Here is a 23911-nt window from a genome sequence, read left to right as displayed (position 1 = left end):
CCTCAATCAAAAAGCAAGAACAGACAGCCGAGATCCTAAAACAATGTTTCATTCAATTCGCAAGACCCGCCCCTTCCTGACCGCACTCGCCGGAATTGCCGCTATTGCCATGATCACCGCACCGGACAGCGCCCGGGCACAGAACTTTGCCGAAGGCCTCGAGGACCTCAAGGAAATGGTTCTGGTTGTCGAGCGCATGAGCGAGCAATCGGAGGCCTGCGGCCTTGATCGGGCGAAGCTGGCAGAACTGATGCGCTCGGAGGTGAGCAATACCGGGTTGGTGCTCGCGGAATCCGGTCCCACTCTGTATCTGAACATCAATACAGCCGCCGTTGGCGAAGTCTGCTTCTCTTCCGTCAACCTGCGGGTCCAGTATTACACGCAGGTGCCGCACCCGACCAAAACAGATGGCGCCATCGCACAGGTAACGCTCTGGGATGACGGCTTTGTCGCCTCATCGGAGTTGAGCAATCACGGTGAATATATCAGCGGCCTGATCGCCGATATGGCGCAGGATTTCGTTGTTGACTGGCGTGAAGCCAATCCACGCACCCTGCTGATGGCACCAAACAGCAATAATGCCAATGCACCGATCATGAACGCGCCGCCTTCCCAGTAAGGCGCAAAACGGAACATTACGAGCATGCCTGCACGCTGTCGCAGGCATGCTTTCTTTTACCCAGAACTCTGCCAGTCACCCCGACACCGGACCAGATGCCATGACCGTTCTTGTAACCGGCGCCGCAGGCTTTATCGGCTTCAGCGTCGCACAGCAGTTATTGCGTGAGGGCCGGTCGGTTGTGGGCGTCGACAGCATCAACAGCTATTACCCGCCTGCCCTGAAACAGGCACGCCTCACCGAACTGAACAAACAGACCGGCTTTACCTTCTGGCATGGGGATATCACCGAGCTGCCGCAGCAGCTTGAGACCGGCACGGTGGGCGACAGCAATATCAGCTGGCAGGAGATTGACACCATCGTCCACCTCGCCGCCCAGCCGGGGGTGCGTTATTCGCTGGAAAATCCCTATGCTTATGTGGATGCCAATGTCACCGGACAGGTCGCCATCCTCGAACTGGCCCGGTCCCTGCCCCAACAGCCCCATGTGGTTTATGCCAGTTCATCCTCGGTCTATGGCCGCAACACAAAAATGCCGTGGTCCGAGGAGGACCGCACCGATCATCCGGCCTCGGTCTATGCCGCGACCAAGCAGGCGGCAGAGCGGCTCGCCGATACCTATGGCCACCTCTATGGACTCAAGCTGACCGGCCTGCGCTTCTTCACGGTCTATGGCCCGTGGGGTCGCCCGGATATGGCACCCTACCTGTTCACCAAAGCGCTGTTTGACGGCAGCACGATCCGGCTGTTCAACCACGGCAAGCAACAGCGCGACTTCACCTTCATTGACGACATTGTTGCCGGTGTCATTGCCGCCATCGACCGCTCGATCAACGGCATGGATGGCATGACGCATCAGCACCGTGTCTATAATCTCGGCAACAATCAGGCCGAGGAGCTGGAGCATTTCGTGGCGGTTCTGGAAGAGGTGACCGGGCGCAAGGCGATACTCGACCGGCAACCGGCACAGCCGGGCGATGTGGTGGCAACCTATGCCGACATTACCCGCAGTCAGGCCGAACTGGGTTTCTCACCCAAAACAGGAATTGCCGAGGGGCTGGGCGAGTTTGTCGCCTGGTATCGCCAATATCATGGCATTACCTGACACGGCATAGCCTAAGACACGCTATCTGAGCGTGCCAAAGGCCAGCATCAGCCGCAGAACCAGGTTATCGATCAACCGCTGGCGACGCACCACCGGCGCAACCAGTGCCGTCAGCCGGTTGCCGGTGGTTTTCTGGACATTGATGAAGCGATCAAGCTGTTGCCGGGCTTCGGGCGTCAGATCATCGCCATAGGCATCAGCCAAGGCCCGTGCCTGTGCCAGCAAGGGCGGCATCTGCCCGGTGGCGATACGCCTAATGCGCCCGACCAGTTGCCCCAGCGCCGAATGTGCCATGCCGATGGCATTGCGATTGTGTTGGCGATAATTGAGCGATGGCTCCGGATCGAAATATACCTGCCCACCGGCACCGGAAACCACGAGATAGGCCCACCAATCATGGGCAATCACCCCGCGCGGCCACTCACGGTTGAGCAACTCGAGCGCGGCACGGTTCAGCACGATGGTACAGCCGAGTGCGATATTCTCGACCAGCGCATTGCGGAACGCCGGTTCGCGCCGCCATTTCGGCGACTGCCCGACCGGCACCATGCGCTGATCGGTCAGGACGGCAGCGGAGCAGTAAAGCGCGGGCACAGCGGCATCCTGTTGCCGGTGCCATGCGACAGCGCGCTCCAGCTTGTCCTCGAACCACTCATCATCCTGATCGCAAAAGGCCAACAGGTCCGGCAGATCACCGCGTCCGGCCACCGTGGTCAGCAGATGATGAAACCGGCGGGTCGCCCCCTGCTGCGGCTCATCGGCTTCCACAAGGTCAACTGCTGACCAGCTCTTATGCCACCGGCGCAGGATCAGGCCGGTACTGTCGCTCGACCCGTCATCGCAGATCATAACCCGGCGCGGCATATGCGTCTGATGCTGCAGACTGCTCAGCTGTGCGCCCAGATAGGCAGCGCCGTTATAGGTTGGCATCACCACATCAATAGACACCGTATCGATAGGCACCGCAGCGGTGGTCATAAACAGGATTTCCCGGAAAAAACTGAGGTAAATGCACTCATTGCTGTGTTAGGTACTCGACCTCGTAACCATAAATCGCTAACACAGGCGCAACCGAGAGCCAAGCCGCGCTCAAGTCATCAGGATTGCTTTGGTACCATCATGGAAATTCAATCACTCGCGATACCAGAGGTTAAGCTGATTACGCCAAAAAAATTTGGCGATCATCGCGGATTTTTTTCCGAGGTCTATAATCGCAAGGCGTTTGAAGAGGCTGGTCTGCACCTCGATTTCGCACAGGACAACCACTCCCTGTCTGCGACCACCGGCACCCTGCGCGGTCTGCATTTCCAAATCCCGCCACACGGTCAGGACAAGCTGGTCAGGGTCATTCGTGGCTCGATATTTGACGTTGCGGTCGATATCCGGCATGGCTCTCCGACCTTTGGCCAATGGGTCGGCGCGACCTTGAGTGCCGAAAACTGGCAGCAGCTGCTGATCCCGCAAGGCTTCGCGCATGGGTTCTGTACGCTGGAGCCGGATACCGAGGTTGCCTACAAGGTCACCGGCTTCTATGCGCCGGAAGCGGATCGCGGCATTGCCTGGAATGATCCCGATATCGCCATCGACTGGCCGATCGACACCGACACTGTCATCCTCTCGGACAAGGACGGAAAGCACCCGACACTGGCTGACAGCCCGGCTGTTTTCCCCTACGAAGAATTCTCCCAGAACCAGCAAGGCGAACTAGCATGAGCGCGCTGTCAAACCGCACAATCATGGTGACCGGCGGTGCCGGTTTTATCGGCTCGGCCGTCATCCGGCACCTGATCCAGAAGACCGAAGCAAAGGTCATCAATGTTGACAAGCTGACCTATGCCGCGACCCCGACCGCGCTCAAGGATGTGGATCAGGACCCGCGATATGTGTTCGAGAAGGTGGATATCACCGACCGGGCCGAGGTTGAGCGCTGCTTCACCACCTACAAACCCGATGCGGTCATGCACCTCGCGGCGGAAAGCCATGTGGATCGGTCGATCGACGGTCCTGCGGCCTTCATCCAGACCAATGTGGTTGGCACCTATACCCTGCTCGATGCCGCGCTCGCCTATTGGCGTACGCTCGACGATGCAGCACAGGCGGCATTCCGTTTTCACCACATCTCCACCGATGAGGTTTATGGCTCGCTCGGTGAAACCGGTCTGTTTACCGAAGAAACCCAGTATCAGCCGAACTCACCCTACTCCGCCAGCAAGGCCAGCTCCGACCATCTGGTGCGGGCGTGGCACCACACCTTCCACCTGCCGGTCGTAACCTCGAACTGCTCGAACAATTACGGCCCGTACCAGTTCCCGGAAAAGCTGATCCCGCTGATGATCCTCAACGGTCTCGAGGGCAAGAAGCTGCCGGTCTATGGTCAGGGCACCAATATCCGCGACTGGCTGCATGTTGAGGATCATGCCGATGCACTGGTCACCATCATGACCCGCGGCACCCCCGGCGAGGTCTATAATGTCGGCGGGCATAACGAGAAAAAGAACCTCGATGTGGTCACCGGCATCTGTGATCTGCTCGACGAACTGGCACCGGCCCTAAGCGGTATCACCGCCCGCCGCGACCTGATCGAATATGTGACCGACCGCCCCGGCCATGACCAGCGCTATGCCATCGACGCCTCGAAGATCGACCGCGAGCTGGGCTGGCGTCCACGCTGGACCTTTGAAGAGGGTCTGCGCGACACCGTCAACTGGTATCTGAACAACCAGTCATGGTGGCAGGACATCCGTGCCGGTAATTATGATGGCAGCCGTCTGGGCCTGAAAACCGCCGCCAAAGCGAGCTGATCCCCGTATCATGGCCAAAAAACTTCTCGTTTTCGGCGCTACCGGCCAGCTCGCCCATGAGATTGGTGAACTCGGCAAAGCCACTGACAGCTTTGATATTACCTGTCTGTCACGCCAGCAGGCGGATTTGAGCGCCCCTGACACCCTGCCTGCCGTGATTGATGCCCATCGCCCGGAAGCGGTGATCATTGCCGCCGCCTATACCGCCGTGGACAAGGCAGAGTCAGAGGAAACACTGGCCACTACCATCAATGGCGAGGCACCCGGCGTCATCGCCCGGCATTGCACCAGCCTCGGGCTGCCGCTGCTGCATGTCTCCACCGATTACGTGTTTGATGGCAGCAAGGACGGCGCCTATGTCGAGACCGATCCGGTCAACCCGATCGGTGCCTATGGCCGCTCCAAACACGCAGGCGAGCAGGCGATACAGGCCGCCTGTGCCGAGCACATCATCCTGCGCACCGCATGGGTCTACAGCGCCCACGGGGCCAATTTCGTCAAGACCATGCTGCGCCTCGGTGCCGAGCGCGACCAGCTCAAGATCGTTGCCGACCAGCATGGCATCCCGACCGCTGCCGCCGATCTCGCCGCTGCCTGTCTCGATGCCACACGTCAGGTTCTGACCTATAACCGCACCGATGCCTGGGGCATCTATCACTATTCCGGTGCCGGGCCGACCACATGGTTCGGTTTTGCCGACGAAATTTTCTCTCAGGCTGCTGAGTATTGGGGACGCCGCCCTGAGATCGGCCCGCAGGCAACCGAGGATTACCCGACCCCGGCAGCCAGACCCAAGAACTCCGTCCTCGACTGCAGCAAGATCGCCGATACCTTCGGCATTGTTGCCAAACCATGGGCGCAATCCCTGCAGCCCGTCATCGCCCGACTGTTAAGCGAACAGCATCAGGCCAGCTAATCACTCAGAAGAACCAGAACTCAAAGGCAGAAGATCATGAAGGGCATCATCCTCGCCGGCGGCAGTGGCACCCGTCTTTATCCGATCACCCGTGGGGTGAGCAAGCAACTGCTCCCGGTCTATAACAAGCCGATGATCTACTACCCGCTGTCGGTGCTGATGCTGGCCGGGATCAGTGAAGTGCTGATTATCACCACCCCCCATGACAATGAGGCTTTCCGCACCCTGCTCGGTGATGGCAGCCAATGGGGCATCGAGATTTCCTACGCGGTGCAGCCAAGTCCCGATGGCCTCGCCCAGGCCTTTATCATTGGCCGCGACTTCGTCGATGGCGAGCCATGCTGCCTGATCCTTGGCGACAACCTGTTCTTCGGTCATGACCTCGAGAACATGGTCCGCGATGCCGCCACGACCACCGATGGCGCAATTGTCTTCGGCTATCACGTCAGCGATCCCGAGCGTTATGGCGTGGTGGATTTCGATGAGAACGGCAAGGCGCTGACCATTGAGGAAAAGCCCGCGAAACCGAAATCCCATTACGCCGTTACCGGGCTGTATTTCTATGACAGCGATGTTTGCGACATTGCCGCCAATCTGGAACCGTCACCACGCGGCGAGCTGGAAATCACCGACCTCAACCGCATCTATCTGGAGCGCGGCAAGCTGAGTGTACAGGTGATGAAGCGCGGCTTTGCCTGGCTCGACACCGGCACCTTCGACAGCCTGATCGAGGCCGGACAATTCGTGCAGACGATCGAGAACCGTCAGGGCCAGCAGATTGCCTGTCTGGAAGAGATCGCCTTCCGCCGTGGCCTGATTGATGCTGACAAGCTGAAGAAACTGGCCGAACCGCTGCGCAAGAACGCCTATGGCCAATATCTGCTCGGCCTGCTCGAAGAAGACTGATTTAAAAGCCGCGGGAAACGAGCCAGCTCAGGCCATGATGCGGTCGACATCTTCCGCATCTTCGCCTATATCCTTCTCGGCCTCGCGGCGGGCTTTTTCCAGCCCTTGCTCGAGCATTTCCAGACACCCCTGAACCACCATGCCGACACTATCCTCTACCGGCCGTTCGGCAACCTTGAGCGCCGCCTCATGGGCACGGCGCCAGAGCGTGCGATCGGTCAGCATTTTGGTATAGGTCTGCTCGACTTCCTCGATTTTCGGGCTATCGGCAGCGCCCATAACCGATGCCCCGGCGAGATGGGCCGCCCCGCGTGAGGTAATCGAATGTTCGAGATTGACTGGCAGCATCAGTTGTGGCGTCCCGGCCTTGATCGCGGCATAGGCCGTAGCCAGCCCGGCATGATGAATGATCATCCGGAACTTCCACAGGTCATTGGCAAAGTTGATTGGATTGCGGTGGATCGAGACATTGCGCCCGCACAGCCCGGCAATCTGCTCGGGCGGGACATTGCTGACATAGACATGGGCCGGCACGCCTGATTTCGACACCATATTGAGCACGCCGCGCAGCAGCGGGTGATTGGCTGGCAGGTAGATGAAAATTGGTGCCTTGTCCCCGCCCCGCTCCTCAATCGTCGGATGACGGGAGACATCGGGCACGTTGAATGGCATCAAGGTCGGCTCGGTGCGATGCGGGCGATAGGGATCGAACTCCCGGATCGTGCAGACAAAGCTGCGGTCACCATTGAGCATGTCACCGACATAATCCACCGCTGGCCCCTTCAGCACGTCACGCACATGGTTCATGGCCATCAGCACAGATGCCTCATGACGGCGGCTGAATGGCAGCAGGCCGGTCTGCCACGGCTTGATCGGCGGCAGCAGGCGACCACGCGGCGGCGTGGTATAGCCATTGCCCATCATGGCGAAGGGTGCCCGGCCCCAATAAGCAAGCCGCAGGGTCGGGGCGAAATCCGCCACGATCAGATCGGGATCGACCTCGTCACAAATCTGCTGCCAGACGCGGGTTTGCCGCTCGAGCAATACCGCATCCTGATAGTGGAACAGGGTCAGGACGTCGGCCAGCACATGGGTAGGCTTGCGGCGCAGATTGGGATCCTGCTTTTCCGTCGGGATCTGCCAGAGCGTGCCCTTGATCACCTTGAGGCGGAATGGTCCCTCACGCTCCGGGAAGTTCTTGTCCAGCACCGGTTTGGCGGCGGGCGGGTTCGGCACGGCCAGCACGATCTCGTGTCCGGCATCATGCAGTTTGCGTGCAATCGGCAGCAATCGTGTCAGGTGCCCCAGCCCCGAGCCAAATTCCCATGCACACAGAATACGCGCCATAACCTGATATCACTTCACTACAAATAAACCGGTCCAGCCGGGGCTTTCCCATCCGCTTTGCTGGCATCATCGCGTGGTTCATGGCATAGAGCGTGCAACCACGCAATCAGACAGTAATGCCCCATGCCTGACACAGCAACCAATACCCAGACCGAAACCGGGCTGTCATCATCGGACCAGCCGATCCGGGCGTATTATGACCGGGCCAATCCCGATCTGCTGAACCGCCTCCCGCTGACCGCTGGCAAGGTGCTGGAACTGGGTTGTGGTGCCGGGGCGCTGGCCGAGGCATTCAGGATGCGAGTGCCGAACGTATTCTATGCCGGGCTGGAGCTTGACCCCGCCGCCGCAAAGATCGCTGCCGAGCGGATTGATCTGGTCGAGCTGTTCAACGCCGATACCGACGACATCCCGGCAAGCATTCTGGCTCAGGCACCGTTCGATGCCGTGGTTTTCGGCGATGTACTGGAGCATCTGCGTGATCCATGGGCAACCGTGCGCCGTTTTGCCGAGTTACTCGCCCCCAATGGCACCATGCTCACCTGTATCCCGAATGTGCAGAACTGGAAGGTGCTGCAGACCCTGATGACCGAAGGGTTCAAATTCGAGGATGAGGGGCTGTTCGACCGCACCCATATCCGCTGGTTCGGCCTCGGCAATATGGTCGATCTGTTGCGTCAGGCCGGTATCCAGCCCTGCGAAATCTGGCCACGCAATGTCATGACCGAAGGACACGAAGCCTTCGTCAGGGCAATAACCCCGTCCCTGCCCGCCCTCGGGATCAAGCCTGATGAGTTCGCCCAGCGCACCCGTGCCCTGCAATATGTCCTGCGCGGCATCAAAGGCACCCCACCGAAACGGATGCTACTGCAATCCATGATGCTGCGCCCGGTCGGCGGGGTGAATGATGTGCGCATCGGTCGCCCCATGGCCGCCATGGGCAGCATCCCCGGCATTGATGTCGTCACTGAAGTGCGCACCATGAAGCTGCTGAAAAAGCCGGAAGGCCAGCCGAAAATCTTCATCTGGCAGCGCCCGGTACACCGCTATATCGATGCCCGCAATATTCTGCGCGCGGTCGAGAACGGCTATATCGTGGTCACCGAATTCGACGACCACACCATGCGCTGGCCGGATGTGGCAAAGCATGAGTACCTGACCCTCACCGGCTGTCACGGGGTGCAGACCTCGACCCGCTATCTCGCTGACATCTTCACCGAGCAGCAGCAGGCGCAGCCGAATGACGTCCGGGTCTTTCCCAACAGCATTTTCAACCTGCCGCCGCGCCTGAACTTCCAGTCACCCCAGCGCATGAGTGTCTTTTTCGGTGCCCTGAACCGTGAGAAAGACTGGGCAGCGATCATGCCCGGCCTCAATCAGGCAATCCGGGAACTGGATGGCGAGATCGAGCTGCACTTCTCCGTCGTGCATGATCAGGCTTTCTTCGATGCGCTGGAAACATCGAACAAGACATTCACCCCGACTTGCGCCTATCCGCAATATCTCGAATTGATGGGCCAATGCGAGATTGCCCTGCTGCCGCTTGAGGACAATCTGTTCAACCGCTGCAAGTCGGATTTGAAGTTCATCGAGGCCGGAGCCGCCGGGCTTGCGGTCATAGCCAGCCCGACCGTTTACCAGCACACGCTGAAACATAACGAAACCGGCCTGCTCGCCGAACAAGCGGCTGATTTTGGCACCGCGCTCGTGGAACTGGCCCGCAACCGGGACAAGGCAAAGGCATTGGGCAATCAGGCCCGCGCCTATGTCCGTGACAACCGCATGATGGCATCTCAAGTTCAAGAACGCCTCGACTGGTACCGCAAGCTCTGGGACGAACGCCACGAAACCACCCCGCGGCTGATTGACTATCTCAAGGGCATGATCGGCAAGATCGAGGATCCCGACCGGTTATAGGCGGCCCGACCAGGCAAACAGATCACCCAACAAAAAAGGCGATGCCCAACCAGCATCGCCTTTTTGATTCTCCAAATCAGCACAAAGAAAAAGGGCGGCGCCGAAGCACCGCCCTAATTTCTAACTTATGACTGTCTGACTTAGACGATGTCAGCAACATCAACAGCTGCGACACCTGACAGAACGATACCAATATCAGCAGTCCCATCACCATCAATATCGGCGAATACAAATGCAGTTGGCGTACCTGCACCGTCATCAGATGTATAGTAGAGAACAGAGCCATCGAATGCAGCATTTGCATTAACCAACGCGGTGGCAAAGTCAGTATCAGTACCGCCATCCACGAAGTTGTCTGTTGCAGTACCACTATCATCACCGGCAGGACCACCAAACTCGAGTTGGTCAACACCAGTTGCGAAGTCAGTAATAACATCAGCACCAGCTTGTGACAGAGCGCTGTCGCCGTCAGCGAAGACGAAGACGTCCGCACCAGCGTTACCGGTCAGGTCGTCACGACCCGTGCCACCGGTGATGGTTTCTGCACCAGCACCACCAGCAATCACGTCGTCACCAGCACCACCGCTAAGCAGTGAGGCACCAGCATCGCCAGTGATGTTGTCTGCACCGGCACCACCGTCGATGGTGTCTGCACCGCCGCCAGAGGTGATGATGTCGGTATCGCTACCGCCGGTGATCAGGTTGTCACTACCGTTACCGGTAATGTTCAGCAGGCTGTCAATGGCAGAGGCATCAACACCGACATCGTTACCACCGGTAAGTTCAATGAACTCAACATTTACAACATCGCCGGACAGGGTAAGGACGTCATCATCTTCACCACTGTAGAAGATGGTATCGTCGCCATCACCACCGTCAATCACTTCGCCGTCGGCGAATTCATCTTCCTCAATGAAGATCGCGTCGTCACCGTCGCCAGCAAGAATGCTGTCGGCACCGTCACCACCCATGATGCTGTCGTTACCGTCGCCAGCGTCAATGGTGTCATCACCATCGTTGCCGTAAACAGCATCGTCATCATCACCAGCGAACAGAGCGTCGTTACCTTCGCCACCGAAGAGGCTGTCTTGACCAATGCCACCGGTCAGGATGTCATCACCCAGACCACCGACGAGGGTGTCATCACCGTCAATACCGGTAATGGTGTCAGCGAATTCGGTGCCTTCAACGTTGAGAGCTTCAGTAGTGATCAGGTCACCACCGGTGATGTTCAGACCATTACCAACGGCAGAGAAATCGTGGAAGTTCTCACCATCGTCATGGATCAGGATGTTCTCGAAACCGACGAGCTCACCGGTGAAGGTAAGAGCACCGGTATCAGCCAGAACAGTGTCGGTACCAATGATCAGGGTGTCAGTACCTTCATCGCCAAGAAGAACGATAGACTGGGTACCGGAACCGCCATTGGTCATGAACACATCATCACCAGCGCCACCGAAGACGGTATCAGTGTCAGCAGCTGCTGCGCTGAACTCATCATCGTCGAGATCGAAGGTGTCGTCGCCGAGGCCACCGAACAGAACGTTTGCACCGGTATCGGTACCATCGCCCAGGAACAGGTCGTTGTCTGCACCGCCGTAAAGAACGTCGTTTGCAGCACCACCGGTCAGGGTGTCAGCGCCTTTGTTACCATAGATGACAACATCGTCGGTACCAGCAGTATTACTCTGACTGGTGACAACGTCATTGTCTTGACCACCGTAAAGGGTGTCGCTGTCGCCACCTTCACTGTAGATGCTGTCTTCACCGGTATTACCGTAAACAACATCATCGCCGTCGTTACCGCGCAGGGTATCGTTACCAGCGCCACCATAGAGAAGGTCATCACCGTCAGAACCGTTCAGTGAGTCATCACCGAGGTTACCAAACAGGGTATCATTACCGTCGTCAGCAAAGAGGCTGTCATTACCCTGACCACCGTACAGAACGTCGTCACCGGTACCGGATGTGATGCTGTCATCGCCCTGGTTACCATAAATGACGTTGTCGCCGTCACCAGCAGTGACTTCATCGTTGCCCTGGCCACCGTACAGGATGTTATCGCCATCGCCGGCAACAATGCTGTCACGGCCGAGGTTACCATAAACGATGTTATCGCCATTGCCGACGGTGATGGTGTCGTTACCGCCGAGACCGAAGATCTTGTTATCTTCGTTAGCAGCATCAACCAGCGCACCTGCAGTTACGTCGATGTCATTAGAAACATCGTCGAGAGCAGAACCGGTATCGTTGTTACCAACGATAAACACAGAACCATCCTGGAAGGTCACGTTGGTCGTGGTCAGGGTGGTGAACTGGGTGTCGAGGGTGAAGGTTTTGCCTTGAGCAGACACGGTGGTCTGTGCGCCGGCACCAACGATGATAGCAGCAGCAGCAGTGATGCCGACATCATCAAAAATCAGCTGATCAACAGCAGGATTGAACGGAACAACCGAACCTGCGGTGATACCTGAAAAAAGGAAGATAGCCATTTTGTAATAAGCTCCCTTGAGGTCCTAAAAGAAGAGAAAAAACTCGGTTTATTGCAACTTCAACCGCCGCCCCAGATGCCCCAGTCCGATAATCGCCAAGCCATTCAGTGAACGACCCAAACTGACGAAAAACCTTCGGTACCAAGTGCGCGATGCTGACAAAATGTTAGGCCATCAACACAACGCGGCACCCAAGTAGGCGGGAGCGCAGCTGTAATCACGCACCCTGATAGCCCTTCACGCGGACAGAAGCAAGCATGGAAGTTTCTTGTTTTTCACAAGCTACAGGCAGGTTCCGAGCCTGTGGCAGACTTGCAACATATCGTGTGGTATATAGGCAAATGCGGCCTATGTAAGGACATCTTAATACGATTTTCCGAGAGCAAGGGGCTCGGCTGCATCGTCCACACGCGACAAATCTTCACTTTCTTTCCACACGCGCATTGCTTACAACGTCGCCTTACAGGGCGGTTCGGCAGATTATTAGCCGAAAAATCAAGGTTTGGCACCGATTCTGCCGGTTTTCGGGCAGTGTCAATCTGGCTCAACTGCGGCCCCATGCTGATAAACAGCGATACATAAACTATTATGAGTAGCGGCCTGGCGACGCGATAGCGCCATGCAGGCTCGTCATTCCACTGATCGATAACGTGATTGGCAAGCATCACCGATGAACAAGCAAAACGATACCAGCGCCGCAGATAACGCGCCCGAGAACGCATCCGACAACCAGACAGACGAAAACACCGAAACCGGCCAGGCCGGCACGGCAGTAGCCCTCGGTGGCCCTGAGTCGATACAGGCTGCCGCGCGGGCCAAGGCCGCAGGAGCCAATGATCTGGATGCCCGCGGTGCCATTCTCGCCTGCCGCAAGGTCTTCGGTGTCGTTGCCTGTTTCAGCTTCTTCATCAACCTGCTGATGCTGACCGTACCGATGTACATGATGCAGGTATTCGACCGGGTTCTGACCAGCCGGTCGACCGACACATTATATATTATTACCGCTATCGCCATTTTCTGTCTGGTCATCATGGGTACGCTCGACTGGGTGCGCTCCAAGCTGCTGGTGCACATCTCCAGCTGGATGGATGAGCGCCTCGGTCGCCATGTGCTTGCCACCTCGATCCGTGCCGCCTCCCTGCACCGCGATGCCAGTACCGTTCAGGGTCTGCGCGATCTGAGCACTGTGCGCAACTTCGCCGCCGGATCGACCATCTTCCACTTCTTCGATGCCCCGTGGGTACCGCTGTTCCTGCTGGTGATCTTTCTGGTTCACCCGGCCATGGGCATGATCGCCCTCGTCGGTGCTTTGGTGCTGTTCGGTCTGGCGCTGGCCAATGATTACGCCACCCGCAAGCCGCTGAACGAGGCGAATGGCCGAGCCATCAAGCAGATGAACCTCGCCGAAGCCACCGTGCGCAATGCCGAGGTGGTCGAGGCCATGGGCATGCTCGACAATCTGGTCGCCCGCTGGAATATCGAGAATCGCGACATCATGGAGATTCAGGAAGTGGCCAGCCGCCGGGCCGGCAGCATTTCCGCCTTTACCAAGTTTTTCCGCCTGCTGGTCCAACTCGCGATCATGGGCGTTGGTGTCTATTTTGCCCTCGGTCAGCAACTGACGCCGGGTGCGATGATCGCCGGTTCCATTATCCTTGGCCGTGCCCTCGCCCCGATCGAGCAGATGATCGGCTCATGGCGCAGCTTCGTCAGTGCCCGGGCCAGCTATGATCGCCTCAACCGCCTGCTGCACCGGGATCTGGCCGAGGTACGCGGTGAGATGACCTTCCCCGCCCCTGCCGGTCGCCTGACCGCAGAAGCCGTCACCTTCGGCATGCGTGGCCAGACCAAACCGATCCTGCGTGGGGTCAGCTTTGCGCTCGAAGCCGGCGAGTCTCTCGGCCTGATCGGCCCGTCGGCGGCGGGTAAATCCACCCTCGCCCGGCTGCTGGTTGGTGTCTGGATGCCGACATCGGGCAAAATCCGCCTCGATAATATCGACGTGTTCCACTGGAACCGCCGTGATTTCGGCCAGTATCTCGGCTATCTGCCACAGGATATTGAACTGTTTGCCGGCACCATCCGTGAGAACATTGCCCGCATGGGTGAATGCAGGGACGAGGAAGTCATTGCAGCGGCCCAAAAGGCCAATGCCCATGACATGATCCTGCGTCTGCCGGAAGGATATGACACCAAGATTGGTGCCGATGGCCTTGGCCTCTCCGGTGGTCAACGCCAGCGGATCGGCCTCGCCCGCGCCCTGTTCGGCAATCCGAAGCTGCTGATTCTCGACGAGCCGAACTCGAACCTCGACAGCGAGGGGGAAGCCGCCCTGATGGATGCGCTCAAGACCGCCAAGGCGGAAGGCACGACCATCGTGATCATCGCCCACCGTCCGAGCGTCCTCGCCTTTGTCGACAAGATGCTGGTCCTGCGCGACGGTATGGTTGAAATGTTCGGCGATCGTAATGAAGTAATGGGCAAATTGACCCGTGCCGTGCCGGCCACTGCCGGGGCTGCCGGTCAAATTCAGGCCAGTGATGGCAATCAGGCCCTCAGCGGCGGAGCAAAATAATGAGCAATCAGCCAATGATCGAACAATCACCCGCGCCCCAGTCACAGGCGAACCCGACCGAAACCCGTCAGGAATTCGAGTCGCCCTTCCATCGTGCCCGCAAACCGGCCCTGATCGGCCTCGCCGTGGTCGGCACCTTCTTCTTCGGCGTGGGCGGCTGGGCTTCCTTTGCACCGCTTGACAGTGCTGCGGTTGCATCCGGCCAGGTTGCCGTCGACAGCCGCCGCCAGACGGTCCAGCACCTTGAGGGCGGGATCATTCAGGAAATCGTGGTTACCGAAGGCAGCAAGGTTCAGGAAGGCGACGTACTGGTCCGCCTCGACCGCACTCGCGCCAACGCCAATGTGGACCTACTCAACGGTCAGTATCTCTCCGCCATCGGTACCAAAGCCCGCCTGATCGCCGAGCGTGACGGCGCAGACAAGATCGAATTCTTCGGTGAACTGGCAAAAGATGACCTGTCTCCAACAGAACAGGAAATCGTCGATGGTCAACGCAATGTCTTTACGTCACGGCTGAACCACTACAACGGCCAGCGCGACATTCTCGAGCAGCGCAAGTTGCAGATGAACGAGGAAATTGCCGCCCTTGATGCCCAGCGGAAAGCCGAGAGCGCCCAGCTGGCGCTGATTCAGGAAGAGATCGGCGCGGTCAAGGAACTGGTCGACAAGGGTCTGGAGCGCAAGCCACGCCTGCTCAGCCTGCAACGTGCCGCTGCCGAAATCAGCGGTAACCGCGGTGAATATCAGGGACGGATGGCACAGGTCCGCCAGCAGATCGGTGAGATCGAATCTCAATTGATCGATATCGACAACCAGCGCCTGACCGAAGTGACCGGCCAGCTGCGTGAGGTCGAAGACCGCATCTATGATGTCAAACAGCGCCTGAGTGCCGCCGAAGACGTCTTGCTGCGCACAGACATTGTGTCACCGCGTACCGGTACCGTCGTCAACCTGCGCTATTTCACCCCCGGCGGTGTTATCCGCGCCGGTGAGCCGGTTCTCGATCTGGTGCCAAGTGATGATCGTCTGGTGATCGACGCCATGGTCAACCCGCTCGACATTGATGTGCTCTATGAGGGTATGCCAGCTCAGGTTCGCCTGTCCGCCTACAGCCAGCGAAGCACACCGATTTTCCATGCCCGGCTGGAGCAGCTCTCCGCTGACAGCATGACCGATTCCCAAACCGGTGCCCGGTTCTATATGGCGCGGGTTGTGGTTGAGGATGACAAGCTGGACCTGTTCGAGGATATCAAGCTGATCCCCGGCATGCCTGCGGAAGTCATGCTGCTGACCGGCAAGCGGACCGCCATGGATTATCTGCTGACCCCGATCACCAAAACCATCGAACGCGGCATGCGCGAGCGCTGATCAGCGCTCGCTGCCAGCCCGGTTTCCGGGCGGTTAGACGGCAAGCTTCTCCACGGTCTGCACCACGGTCTCAAGGCATGAGAACGGGCGACGCTTGTCGAGCTGTGTCGCCAGCTTGTGCACCCGCTTGTGCCAATCAGTGGCAGCCAGCCCCAACTTCACCAGCCGGGCATATTCATCGATATCCTCGCCCTGGATCATCTCGGCGATCTTGCGGGCCTTGAGGTTGCGACTGTTAAGGCTCTGCTCCAGATGACGCGGCAGCAGCAGCTGGGCACAGCCCATGGCGAGTGCCGTCTCCAGCGTCCCCATACCGCCGTGATGCAGCACCACGGTCGCCTCGCGCAGCCGTTCTTCCAGCGGTGGCGGCGTGTCGTGCACGATCATCCCCGCCTTGCGCAGGGCATCCCGCAGTTCCGGTGACGCGCTGCGGATGAAGGCTTCCGCCGGTACCTTGGCATTGACCACGGCCTGCAGCATCTTCCGGGTATTATTGAAATCCGCCGCCAGATAGATGAACAGCTTCGGCTCCGCCGGAATCGGGCGCACCGCTGGCAACTCATCAAGCGGCCCTGCCGCTTTCTGTTTCCGACTGTCATTGTAGATGTCGAGTTCCGGCAGGGTCGTGATGACCTGTGCATCCCCGGCGACGAGCTGGCCGAGGCGCTCCACCTGCGGCTGTCCACGCTTGGTCAGCAGGGCATTCACATCGCTGGTGATCTCGTCGACAGGCTTGATCGGTGCGCCATGGGCACGCAGTGGCGGGAACACCGGCGGATCATGGGGCGGCACGACAAAGCCGTCGCCAAAGGCCAGATACGGATAGCGACCGCGCACCGCCATCGGCAGGATCGGGCAGTAATCACCAATGACCACGGATGGCTGGATATAGTTCAGCAGGCCATCCCAGGCATCGAGCGTCGGCTCAAGTACATCCATTTTGGCATACCCGCAGATGGCCATGATGTCAGCATAGGTCAGGGCACGAAACGGCTCGTTTTTCGGGGCCAGACTGACCTGCTGCGGGATCGGGATCATCGGATATCCGGCCTCGCGCACCTCATCGGCAAGGGTGTGAATCGTACGCTGGGCGATAACCGGCTCAAACCCAGCCGCCTCCACCGCCCTGGCCACAACCATCAGGCGACGGATATGGCCGAGACCTCCGCCCATTTCCCACGCAAGCAACGCACGGCGCGCCATGTCATATCCCCAATTCAGAAAGCCAGTGGCGTGAATTGCCCGGACTGGTATCACTGTCATGGTTTACGCCGCTGCAATTCATGCTATGCAACAGCCACCCACCACCGGACAGCCCGGACACCGATTCCCGATCACCACCTGTTTGATGCAAGACGCACCATGAAGAATGCCGCTCTTTATTACCATCCTGATGGCTATCGTACAGATGGTAAAAAACTCATGGGACGTCAGGCGGCCGGGGAAAGCTTCCTGCGTGGCTATCTCGCCTATGCCGATACCGATACGGTTTATGCCCTGTCCCCGACCCGGCATCACCTGCAGGATTTTGACCGGTTCTGTAAGGAACATGACCGGCGCGAGACACCGCTGCGGAAGGTCGGGATTATTGATCAGAATGACCCGGCTGTAGGCGATGTCGGTGCAATTTTCCTGCCCGGCCCCAATCTTGAGGAATATGCCTGGAAGCGTCGCCGCATGGCGCCAACCAACTATTCCCTGACCGGCGTAACCCATACCACCGCATCGGAAGGGGCAATGGCCCATATCGCTAAGATGCTGACCGCGCCGGTCGAGCCATGGGACGCCCTGATCTGCACCTCGACCTTTGTCCGCAAGACCGTTGACCGGCTGCAGGATAATTATAGCGCCTATCTGGCTGAACGCCTCGACTGTGCGCCAATCAAGCCGAAGCTGCAGATGCCGGTTATTCCGCTCGGTATTTTCGCCGATGATTACGACCGTCCGGCAGCCGAGCGGGCACGCCACCGGGCAAGGCTGCGCAAGCAGTTCTTGATTGGCGAGAACGATATTGCCGTCCTGTTCGTCGGTCGCCTCAGCTTCCATGCCAAGGCCAACCCACTGCCCATGCTGATCGCGCTGGAGGAGTTGGCCAAATCCATGCCGGGCGGGCACAGGGTCCATCTGATTCAGGCGGGCTGGTTTGCCAATGACGCCATCGGCAAGGCGTTTGATGAGGCGCAAGCTGCCCTCTCCCCCTCGGTTGTGCATCACCTCGCCAATGGCCGGGACAGTGATATCCGGGTCAATATCTGGCATGCAGCGGACATCTTCTGCTCGCTCGCCGACAATATTCAGGAAACCTTCGGCCTGACCCCGGTCGAAGCCATGGCGGCCAGTCTGCCGGTCGTGGTCAGCGACTGGGACGGCTACCGCGATACCATCGTCCATAATGAAACCGGCATCCGCGTACCGACCATCCTGCCGCAGATGCAGGGCGGCATTCCGCTGGCCGAGCGGTATGAGGACGAGCACATCAATTATGACCAGTATTGCGCCGAAAGCTGCATGAGCACGACGGTCGATATCCGCCATACGGTCGAGGCATTCCGGGCGCTGGCCAATGATCCGGGTTTGCGCAAGCAGATGGGCGCTGCCGGTCGCTGCCGGGCACGGGCAATCTATGACTGGCGGGTCGTGGTGCCGCAATATCAGGCCTTATGGGCCGAGTTGGGTGAACGCCGTCTGGCGGCGCAGCAAGCCGCCCCGGCGCAACCGGCACCAAGGGTTCATGCAGCCAACCCGCTCCGGGCCAACCCGCTCGATATCTTTGCCGATTACCCGACCCTGCAACTGACCGACGCTACCCGTATCTTTGTCAGTGAGATCGACCCGACGGTGCTGCGCAAGGCGAGCCAGTCGATCCTAGTCAATCTCTCCGGCAACAAATTCGTCGGCGCATCCAAGCTCGGTCAGGCCATGTTCAGCGTGGTGAAGCAAGCTGGTGATGACGGCATCACGGTTGCGGAATTGACGGCAAAATTCCCGGAGGCAGAGCATATCCGCATGCCGTCGACCCTCGGCTGGCTGATGAAGATAGGCGCCTTGCGGGTTGCCGATGCCGATATCGCCATCACCCCGGCCACGACCGGTCCGGCAACGCCTGCCGAGTAAAAAGCCTAGCAAGACTGTTAGGTCAGGCAACCTTGGCCTTGGATGGTTTCTCAAATACCGGCTTGCCGGGTTCCCATTTCGGGTTGTTCATCGCCGGGCGATGACCGTTCACCAGATTCTTAATCAGGGTGATCTGGGACGCCATGCATTTCTCGAGATCATATTTGTCGAGAATCGTCTGCCGTGCCGCGATACGCAGATCCTGCATCCGGTCCGGGTGCTCAAGCACGCGCACGGCCTGCTCCACCACTTCCTCGGGCTTGAAGAAATCAACCATCAGGCCGTTCTCGCCGTGACGCAGCACTTCCTCGACCGGCGCGGTTTTCGAGCCAATGATCAGGCAGCCGCTGGCCATGGCTTCCATCATCGACCATGACAGGACGAACGGGAATGTCAGATAGATATGCGCAGATGATATCTGCAGCACCTGTGTAAACTGGTCGTACGGGATTGCACCGAGGAAATGTACGCGCTCCATATCCAGCGTCACTTCCTTGAGCACATTCTCTTTCCAGGTGCCGCCCTCTTTTGGCTTGCGGCCATAGCTGACACCATCGGCACCGACGATCACGAAATGAGCCTGCGGGCGCTCCTTCTGCATCATCTCAATCGCGCGCATGAATTGCGGGAAACCGCGATACGGCTCCAGATTACGCGCGACATAGGTGATAACCTCATCCTTGGCGCTCAGCACCGTACCGTTTGGCAGCGTCAGGGTCGCAGCGGGATTCGGGCGGCAGGCCTTGGTATCGACGCCGTCATGGATGACTGAAATCTTGTAGTGATATTCGGGCGGATTTTGCTGGTACTGCCAGAATGTCGGCGACATGCCGGCATCGGCAGCCTCCAGGGCCATGAAGTTGACGATATTCTTGGTCCGAATACGGCACATGTCATCGACGCTGATCTCCTCATTGGGATCAAAGCCGACATCGGCACCGTGCGACCGATAATAGAACTCGAAATAGTTCAGCAACGGCGCGTTCGGGAAGATGTCCTTGACGTAGAGCGCCTCACCCCAGCCCGGATGGCAGACGATGATATCAGGCGTAAACCCCTTTTCCTTCAGGGTGATACAGGCACGTGCCACCTGTTGACCATGCAGGATGCCGTTCTCGGCAAGGCGGAGATAATTGTGAGTCTCGCGGCCTGCCTCACGCTTGGGTTTGTAGACCACATGGGTGCAGTTCTCGATCCGGCGATCATTGCGCTTGCCGATGAAGACAACCTGATTCTTTTTGTTCGCTGCCAGATGCTTGGCAATGTGTTTATATTGTCCGGGACAATTCTGGTGAATAAACAGAATACGCATATATCGGGCTAACCAGGCGTTGAAATAAAATAGAAGCGACAGTCGCGGCCATTGTGATAGTCGTTTGCACCCCTCAATCGCAAGCCCGTTTCATCCGCGACCAAAATCTATCTTGTCATGCCACTGAATACCCCGGACCCAGCAGCCCAGCAGAATCCACCTGCCAATGCGCCCAAGCTGTTGTTTGTCATCACGGAAGACTGGTTTTTCTGCTCCCACTTCCTGCCGATGACGCGGGCAGCGGTCGCAGCCGGGTACCACGTAGGCGTTGCGGCCCGGTTCGACAAACACCGCGAGCAGATCGAGGCCCTCGGCATCAGTTGCTTTGACCTGTCATTTGAGCGCGGACGGCTGAACCCGTTTGGTGCCACAACACTGATCTGGCGCATCTTCCGCCTGTATCGCGATCTGCGCCCCGATCTGGTGCACCACATCTCGCTGAAACCGGTCATTCTCGGCTCACTGGCAGCCCGTCTTGCACGGGTACCGGCGATGGTCAATGCCATCACCGGCTTCGGCTTTCTGTTCACTGCCAAGGACCCGAAACTGAATTGGTTGCGGCGGGTGGTCGGGCTTGCGCTCAACATGACCGTCGGTGCGCCATCGAGTTTCGTGCTGCTGGAAAATCAGGATGACCGGCAGGTGCTGCTCGACCGCCGGATTACCTCGGCGGAACGGATTACCGTGGTCGGGGGTGCCGGGGTCGATCCCGACAACTATCCGGCCATGCCACTGCCATATCGGGCCGGTAAGCCGGTACAGATAGCCCTCATCGCCCGCATGCTCTGGTCCAAGGGCATTGATCTCGCGGTTGCCGCCGTCGCCAAGGCGCGCAGCAATGGCTGCAATGTCATGCTCACCCTCTATGGTGCGCCTGATCCGCTCAATCCGGCAGCGATCTCAGAAGCGCAGTTACGGGAATGGTCGACAGAGCACGGCACCAACTGGGCTGGCAAAACCGATACCGTGGTCGCCGCCTGGCAGCAGGCGGATATTGCGCTGCTGCCCTCGCGCGGCGGCGAGGGCCTGCCACGCAGCCTGATCGAGGCCGCCGCCTGTGGCCGTCCGATCATCACCACCGATGTTCCCGGCTGCCGGGAAATTGTGCGACACGGGGAGACCGGGCTGATCGTGAAGCCTGATGACGTCGATGCTCTGGCCCGGGCCATTGAAACACTGGCATGTGATGAGGTCAAACGTACCGCCATGGCAGCCGCCAGCCGGGCCCATTTCGAAACCCGCTTTACCGAACAGGCCGTGACCAGCGCGGTTATCAAACTCTATCGGCAAGCGCTCAGCTGGGCACTCTCGACCAACCGTATCGACACGGTACGACTGCCATGAACTCGGCGATATATATCACCCCTCACCCATGGTTCCTGCTGGCCATCTGCCTTGGCGTTGTCGTTATTGGCGGCCTGATCGCCCGGTTTGCCACCGGGCGGGTCTTGCGCCAGTTGCAGGCACAGGAGATCGTGGATCAACCAAATGAGCGCTCAAGCCACGTACAGCCGACCCCGCGCGGCGGCGGCTGGGGCATTCTTGCCGTGGTTATTCCAGTCTGGACACTAGTGCTGAGCATGACCGGTTTCGGCCTCTCAACCCTATGGCTGATGCTTGGTGCGGTTGTCCTTGCGGCGATTTCATGGATCGACGATCTCAGAACCATCGCTGCCCGCCATCGCCTCGCGGTTCATATCATTGCCGTACTGCTCGGCATTCTGGCGCTGGACGGGCTGGGGCCGATTGTACCTCTCCCTCTGCCGCTCTGGCTTGACCGCGTGATTATTGCGCTGGCCTGGCTCTGGTTCCTCAACCTGTACAATTTCATGGACGGCATTGATGGGCTGGCCGGATCGGAAACCGCCTCAATCGGCCTTGGCGTGGTGGTCGTGATTACCGCCAGCCCGATCCTGATCGGCGGCTGGCCGGCGGGTGCTGTACTGGGCGCCGCCCTGACCGCAGGCTCGCTCGGTTTCCTCATGCTGAACTGGCATCCGGCCAAAGTATTCATGGGCGATGTGGGCTCGATCCCGCTCGGTTTCCTGATCGGCTGGCTGCTGTTTGCACTGGCAGCACAGGGCCATCTCACCGCCGCTATCATCCTGCCGCTGTATTTCTGTGCCGATGCCAGCCTGACCCTGCTGAAGCGCCTGAAAAACGGAGCAAAACCGTGGGAAGCCCACCGCGAGCATTTCTATCAGCAATCGGTTCAGGGCGGGCGCAGCCATGGCCGCACTACCGCCATCGTGATTATCGGTAATCTCGCCCTGATCCTCTGTGCGCTGGCGAGCATCCATATCGGCTGGCTGGCGCTGATCCCGGCGGTTATCATGACTGGCATCGTGCTGGCCATTCTGGGTCGCAGCCGCCCCGATCCGGTAGGGATCATCTGACCCGATGAGCATACCGCACCCCGCCCCCTGCATAGCCATCACCGGCGCAACCGGGTTTGTCGGCAAGCCGTTATGTCAGGCACTGATCGAGGCCGGTTACCGCATCAAGCCGATGTCGCGGGAACTGCTCGGCGATCTCGCCAGGGAACAAACCCGCCGTGAGCATCTGGTACCTGCCCTGTTCGAGGGTGTGGATCAGGTTGTCCATCTGGCCGCCATTGCCCATCGGGGCGGTGTTGATGACAGCGCCTATGATGCGGTCAACCATCACGCCGCGCTCGACCTCGCCCGTGCCGCCGCGGAGGCAGGCTGCAGGCGCTTTATCTTCCTCAGCACAGCCAAGGTGCTGGGCGATACCTCACCACCCGGAAAAGGGTTTACCGACAGTGATCCCCCCGCCCCGCCAGATGCCTATGCACAGGCAAAGCTGGCGGCAGAACAGGCACTCGCCGAACTGGCTGGCACAACCGCGATGGAGACCATCAGCCTGCGCCCACCGCTGGTTCATGGCCCAGAGGCCAGCGCCAATTTCGGACGGCTGCTGCAGCTCTGCCGGGATGGCGGCGTTGCCGGACTGCCGGTACCGCTCGGCCGCACAGGCAATCAGCGCAGCCTGATCGGGCTTGGCACCCTGATTGATGCGATTCTGGCGGTTATCCGCTCGGAACAACCGGTCAGCGGGCAATACCTGCTCGCCGAACAACCGGCACTCGCGACAAGCGATATTATCAAGGCAATCGCTGACGGTATGGGCAAGCCCGCCCCGGTGTTCAGCATGCCGCCCGGCCTGCTCCGACTGGCGCTTACGATCATCGGTAAGGCCAAGCTGGCAGACCGGTTGCTCGGTGATTTTGCAGTTGATGATGCCGGGTTCCGCCGGGACTTCAACTGGCACCCCCGCCTGACCAGCCAGGAGAGCATTGCCGAAACCGCGCAGACCTATCGCGCTCAGGCGGCAAAATAACCGCAGCGAAAACTTGCGATTACCCCCTGATCACCGCTAGATCAGAGACGAAACAAGCGACAGACATGCTGTAGAAC

At 59.0% G+C, this 23911-nt stretch carries 17 protein-coding genes; 13 read left to right on the top strand and 4 right to left on the bottom strand.

What is annotated here, in order from left to right:
- Positions 1-43: 43 nt before the first annotated feature.
- Positions 44-619, top strand: a complete 576-nt coding sequence (locus CBB62_07140; protein OUT42068.1) for a hypothetical protein — start codon at positions 44-46, stop codon at positions 617-619.
- A gap of 100 nt (positions 620-719) precedes the next feature.
- On the top strand, positions 720-1724 hold the full coding sequence (locus CBB62_07135; protein OUT42690.1) for a protein CapI: 1005 nt from the start codon (positions 720-722) through the stop codon (positions 1722-1724).
- A gap of 21 nt (positions 1725-1745) precedes the next feature.
- Here CBB62_07135 and CBB62_07130 read toward each other — a convergent pair whose 3' ends face one another.
- The gene (locus CBB62_07130) at positions 1746-2702 is read right to left on the bottom strand and encodes a hypothetical protein (protein OUT42067.1); all 957 of its coding nucleotides are present in this window, start codon (positions 2700-2702) and stop codon (positions 1746-1748) included.
- Positions 2703-2843: 141 nt separating this feature from the next.
- Here CBB62_07130 and CBB62_07125 point away from each other — a divergent pair, with 141 nt between their 5' ends.
- Genes CBB62_07125 through CBB62_07110 form a run of 4 tightly spaced genes read left to right on the top strand, consistent with a single transcriptional unit; the run spans position 2844 to position 6347 of the window.
- On the top strand, positions 2844-3437 hold the full coding sequence (locus CBB62_07125; GenBank protein ID OUT42066.1) for a dTDP-4-dehydrorhamnose 3,5-epimerase: 594 nt from the start codon (positions 2844-2846) through the stop codon (positions 3435-3437).
- Positions 3434-4525 (top strand): dTDP-glucose 4,6-dehydratase, encoded by a 1092-nt coding sequence (locus tag CBB62_07120; protein OUT42065.1) that lies wholly within the window; start codon positions 3434-3436, stop codon positions 4523-4525. The genes CBB62_07125 and CBB62_07120 overlap by 4 nt, the downstream gene beginning before the upstream one ends.
- A 10-nt stretch (positions 4526-4535) precedes the next feature.
- The gene (locus tag CBB62_07115; GenBank protein OUT42064.1) at positions 4536-5441 is read left to right on the top strand and encodes a dTDP-4-dehydrorhamnose reductase; all 906 of its coding nucleotides are present in this window, start codon (positions 4536-4538) and stop codon (positions 5439-5441) included.
- Positions 5442-5477: 36 nt separating this feature from the next.
- On the top strand, positions 5478-6347 hold the full coding sequence (locus tag CBB62_07110) for a glucose-1-phosphate thymidylyltransferase (GenBank protein OUT42063.1): 870 nt from the start codon (positions 5478-5480) through the stop codon (positions 6345-6347).
- Between the two features lie 27 nt (positions 6348-6374).
- Here the strand turns inward: CBB62_07110 and CBB62_07105 are convergent, their stop codons facing one another.
- Entirely contained in the window at positions 6375-7694 is a 1320-nt protein-coding gene (locus CBB62_07105; GenBank protein ID OUT42062.1) for a hypothetical protein, read from the bottom strand.
- A gap of 123 nt (positions 7695-7817) precedes the next feature.
- Here CBB62_07105 and CBB62_07100 point away from each other — a divergent pair, with 123 nt between their 5' ends.
- Positions 7818-9611: a hypothetical protein gene (locus tag CBB62_07100; protein ID OUT42061.1), complete on the top strand. Its 1794-nt coding sequence runs from the start codon at positions 7818-7820 to the stop codon at positions 9609-9611.
- Positions 9612-9751: 140 nt separating this feature from the next.
- On the opposite strand, the gene CBB62_07095 is transcribed toward CBB62_07100, so the two are convergent.
- Positions 9752-12103 (bottom strand): hypothetical protein, encoded by a 2352-nt coding sequence (locus tag CBB62_07095; GenBank protein OUT42060.1) that lies wholly within the window; start codon positions 12101-12103, stop codon positions 9752-9754.
- Positions 12104-12773: 670 nt separating this feature from the next.
- Here CBB62_07095 and CBB62_07090 point away from each other — a divergent pair.
- The 3 genes from CBB62_07090 to CBB62_07080 all read left to right on the top strand — a co-directional run bounded on the left by CBB62_07090 (position 12774) and on the right by CBB62_07080 (position 19162).
- Positions 12774-14678, top strand: a complete 1905-nt coding sequence (locus tag CBB62_07090; GenBank protein OUT42059.1) for a hypothetical protein — start codon at positions 12774-12776, stop codon at positions 14676-14678.
- Positions 14678-16048 carry a hypothetical protein gene (locus CBB62_07085; GenBank protein OUT42058.1) on the top strand — a complete coding sequence of 457 codons (1371 nt, stop codon included), beginning with the start codon at positions 14678-14680 and terminating at the stop codon, positions 16046-16048. The genes CBB62_07090 and CBB62_07085 overlap by 1 nt, the downstream gene beginning before the upstream one ends.
- Positions 16049-16795: 747 nt before the next feature.
- Positions 16796-19162, top strand: a complete 2367-nt coding sequence (locus tag CBB62_07080; protein OUT42057.1) for a hypothetical protein — start codon at positions 16796-16798, stop codon at positions 19160-19162.
- A gap of 22 nt (positions 19163-19184) precedes the next feature.
- Here CBB62_07080 and CBB62_07075 read toward each other — a convergent pair whose 3' ends face one another.
- Positions 19185-20474 (bottom strand): glycosyl transferase family 1, encoded by a 1290-nt coding sequence (locus tag CBB62_07075; GenBank protein ID OUT42056.1) that lies wholly within the window; start codon positions 20472-20474, stop codon positions 19185-19187.
- A gap of 117 nt (positions 20475-20591) precedes the next feature.
- On the opposite strand from CBB62_07075, the gene CBB62_07070 reads away from it, so the two are divergent.
- Genes CBB62_07070 through CBB62_07060 form a run of 3 tightly spaced genes read left to right on the top strand, consistent with a single transcriptional unit; the run spans position 20592 to position 23834 of the window.
- Positions 20592-21818, top strand: a complete 1227-nt coding sequence (locus CBB62_07070; GenBank protein OUT42055.1) for a hypothetical protein — start codon at positions 20592-20594, stop codon at positions 21816-21818.
- Positions 21815-22870: a hypothetical protein gene (locus CBB62_07065; protein ID OUT42054.1), complete on the top strand. Its 1056-nt coding sequence runs from the start codon at positions 21815-21817 to the stop codon at positions 22868-22870. The genes CBB62_07070 and CBB62_07065 overlap by 4 nt, the downstream gene beginning before the upstream one ends.
- A 4-nt stretch (positions 22871-22874) precedes the next feature.
- Positions 22875-23834 carry a hypothetical protein gene (locus CBB62_07060; protein ID OUT42053.1) on the top strand — a complete coding sequence of 320 codons (960 nt, stop codon included), beginning with the start codon at positions 22875-22877 and terminating at the stop codon, positions 23832-23834.
- Positions 23835-23911 lie beyond the last annotated feature (77 nt).

Origin of the sequence: Micavibrio sp. TMED2, from assembly GCA_002168225.1 — a bacterium.
GTDB lineage: Bacteria > Pseudomonadota > Alphaproteobacteria > TMED2 > TMED2 > TMED2.
The sequence above is the reverse complement of the archived record's forward strand: the minus strand, read 5'-3'. Positions and strand labels throughout refer to the sequence as shown.

Bases quoted from the DNA above. Each gene is read 5' to 3' on its own strand.
- CBB62_07095 (OUT42060.1), bottom strand. From the start codon at position 12,103: ATGGCTATCTTCCTTTTTTCAGGTATCACCGCAGGTTCGGTTGTTCCG.
- CBB62_07130 (OUT42067.1), bottom strand. From the start codon at position 2,702: ATGACCACCGCTGCGGTGCCTATCGATACGGTGTCTATTGATGTGGTG.
- CBB62_07070 (OUT42055.1), top strand. From the start codon at position 20,592: ATGCCACTGAATACCCCGGACCCAGCAGCCCAGCAGAATCCACCTGCC.
- CBB62_07105 (OUT42062.1), bottom strand. From the start codon at position 7,694: ATGGCGCGTATTCTGTGTGCATGGGAATTTGGCTCGGGGCTGGGGCAC.
- CBB62_07120 (OUT42065.1), top strand. From the start codon at position 3,434: ATGAGCGCGCTGTCAAACCGCACAATCATGGTGACCGGCGGTGCCGGT.
- CBB62_07100 (OUT42061.1), top strand. From the start codon at position 7,818: ATGCCTGACACAGCAACCAATACCCAGACCGAAACCGGGCTGTCATCA.
- CBB62_07075 (OUT42056.1), bottom strand. From the start codon at position 20,474: ATGCGTATTCTGTTTATTCACCAGAATTGTCCCGGACAATATAAACAC.
- CBB62_07125 (OUT42066.1), top strand. From the start codon at position 2,844: ATGGAAATTCAATCACTCGCGATACCAGAGGTTAAGCTGATTACGCCA.
- CBB62_07090 (OUT42059.1), top strand. From the start codon at position 12,774: ATGAACAAGCAAAACGATACCAGCGCCGCAGATAACGCGCCCGAGAAC.
- CBB62_07060 (OUT42053.1), top strand. From the start codon at position 22,875: ATGAGCATACCGCACCCCGCCCCCTGCATAGCCATCACCGGCGCAACC.
- CBB62_07135 (OUT42690.1), top strand. From the start codon at position 720: ATGACCGTTCTTGTAACCGGCGCCGCAGGCTTTATCGGCTTCAGCGTC.
- CBB62_07085 (OUT42058.1), top strand. From the start codon at position 14,678: ATGAGCAATCAGCCAATGATCGAACAATCACCCGCGCCCCAGTCACAG.
- CBB62_07115 (OUT42064.1), top strand. From the start codon at position 4,536: ATGGCCAAAAAACTTCTCGTTTTCGGCGCTACCGGCCAGCTCGCCCAT.
- CBB62_07110 (OUT42063.1), top strand. From the start codon at position 5,478: ATGAAGGGCATCATCCTCGCCGGCGGCAGTGGCACCCGTCTTTATCCG.
- CBB62_07140 (OUT42068.1), top strand. From the start codon at position 44: ATGTTTCATTCAATTCGCAAGACCCGCCCCTTCCTGACCGCACTCGCC.
- CBB62_07080 (OUT42057.1), top strand. From the start codon at position 16,796: ATGGGCACGCAGTGGCGGGAACACCGGCGGATCATGGGGCGGCACGAC.
- CBB62_07065 (OUT42054.1), top strand. From the start codon at position 21,815: ATGAACTCGGCGATATATATCACCCCTCACCCATGGTTCCTGCTGGCC.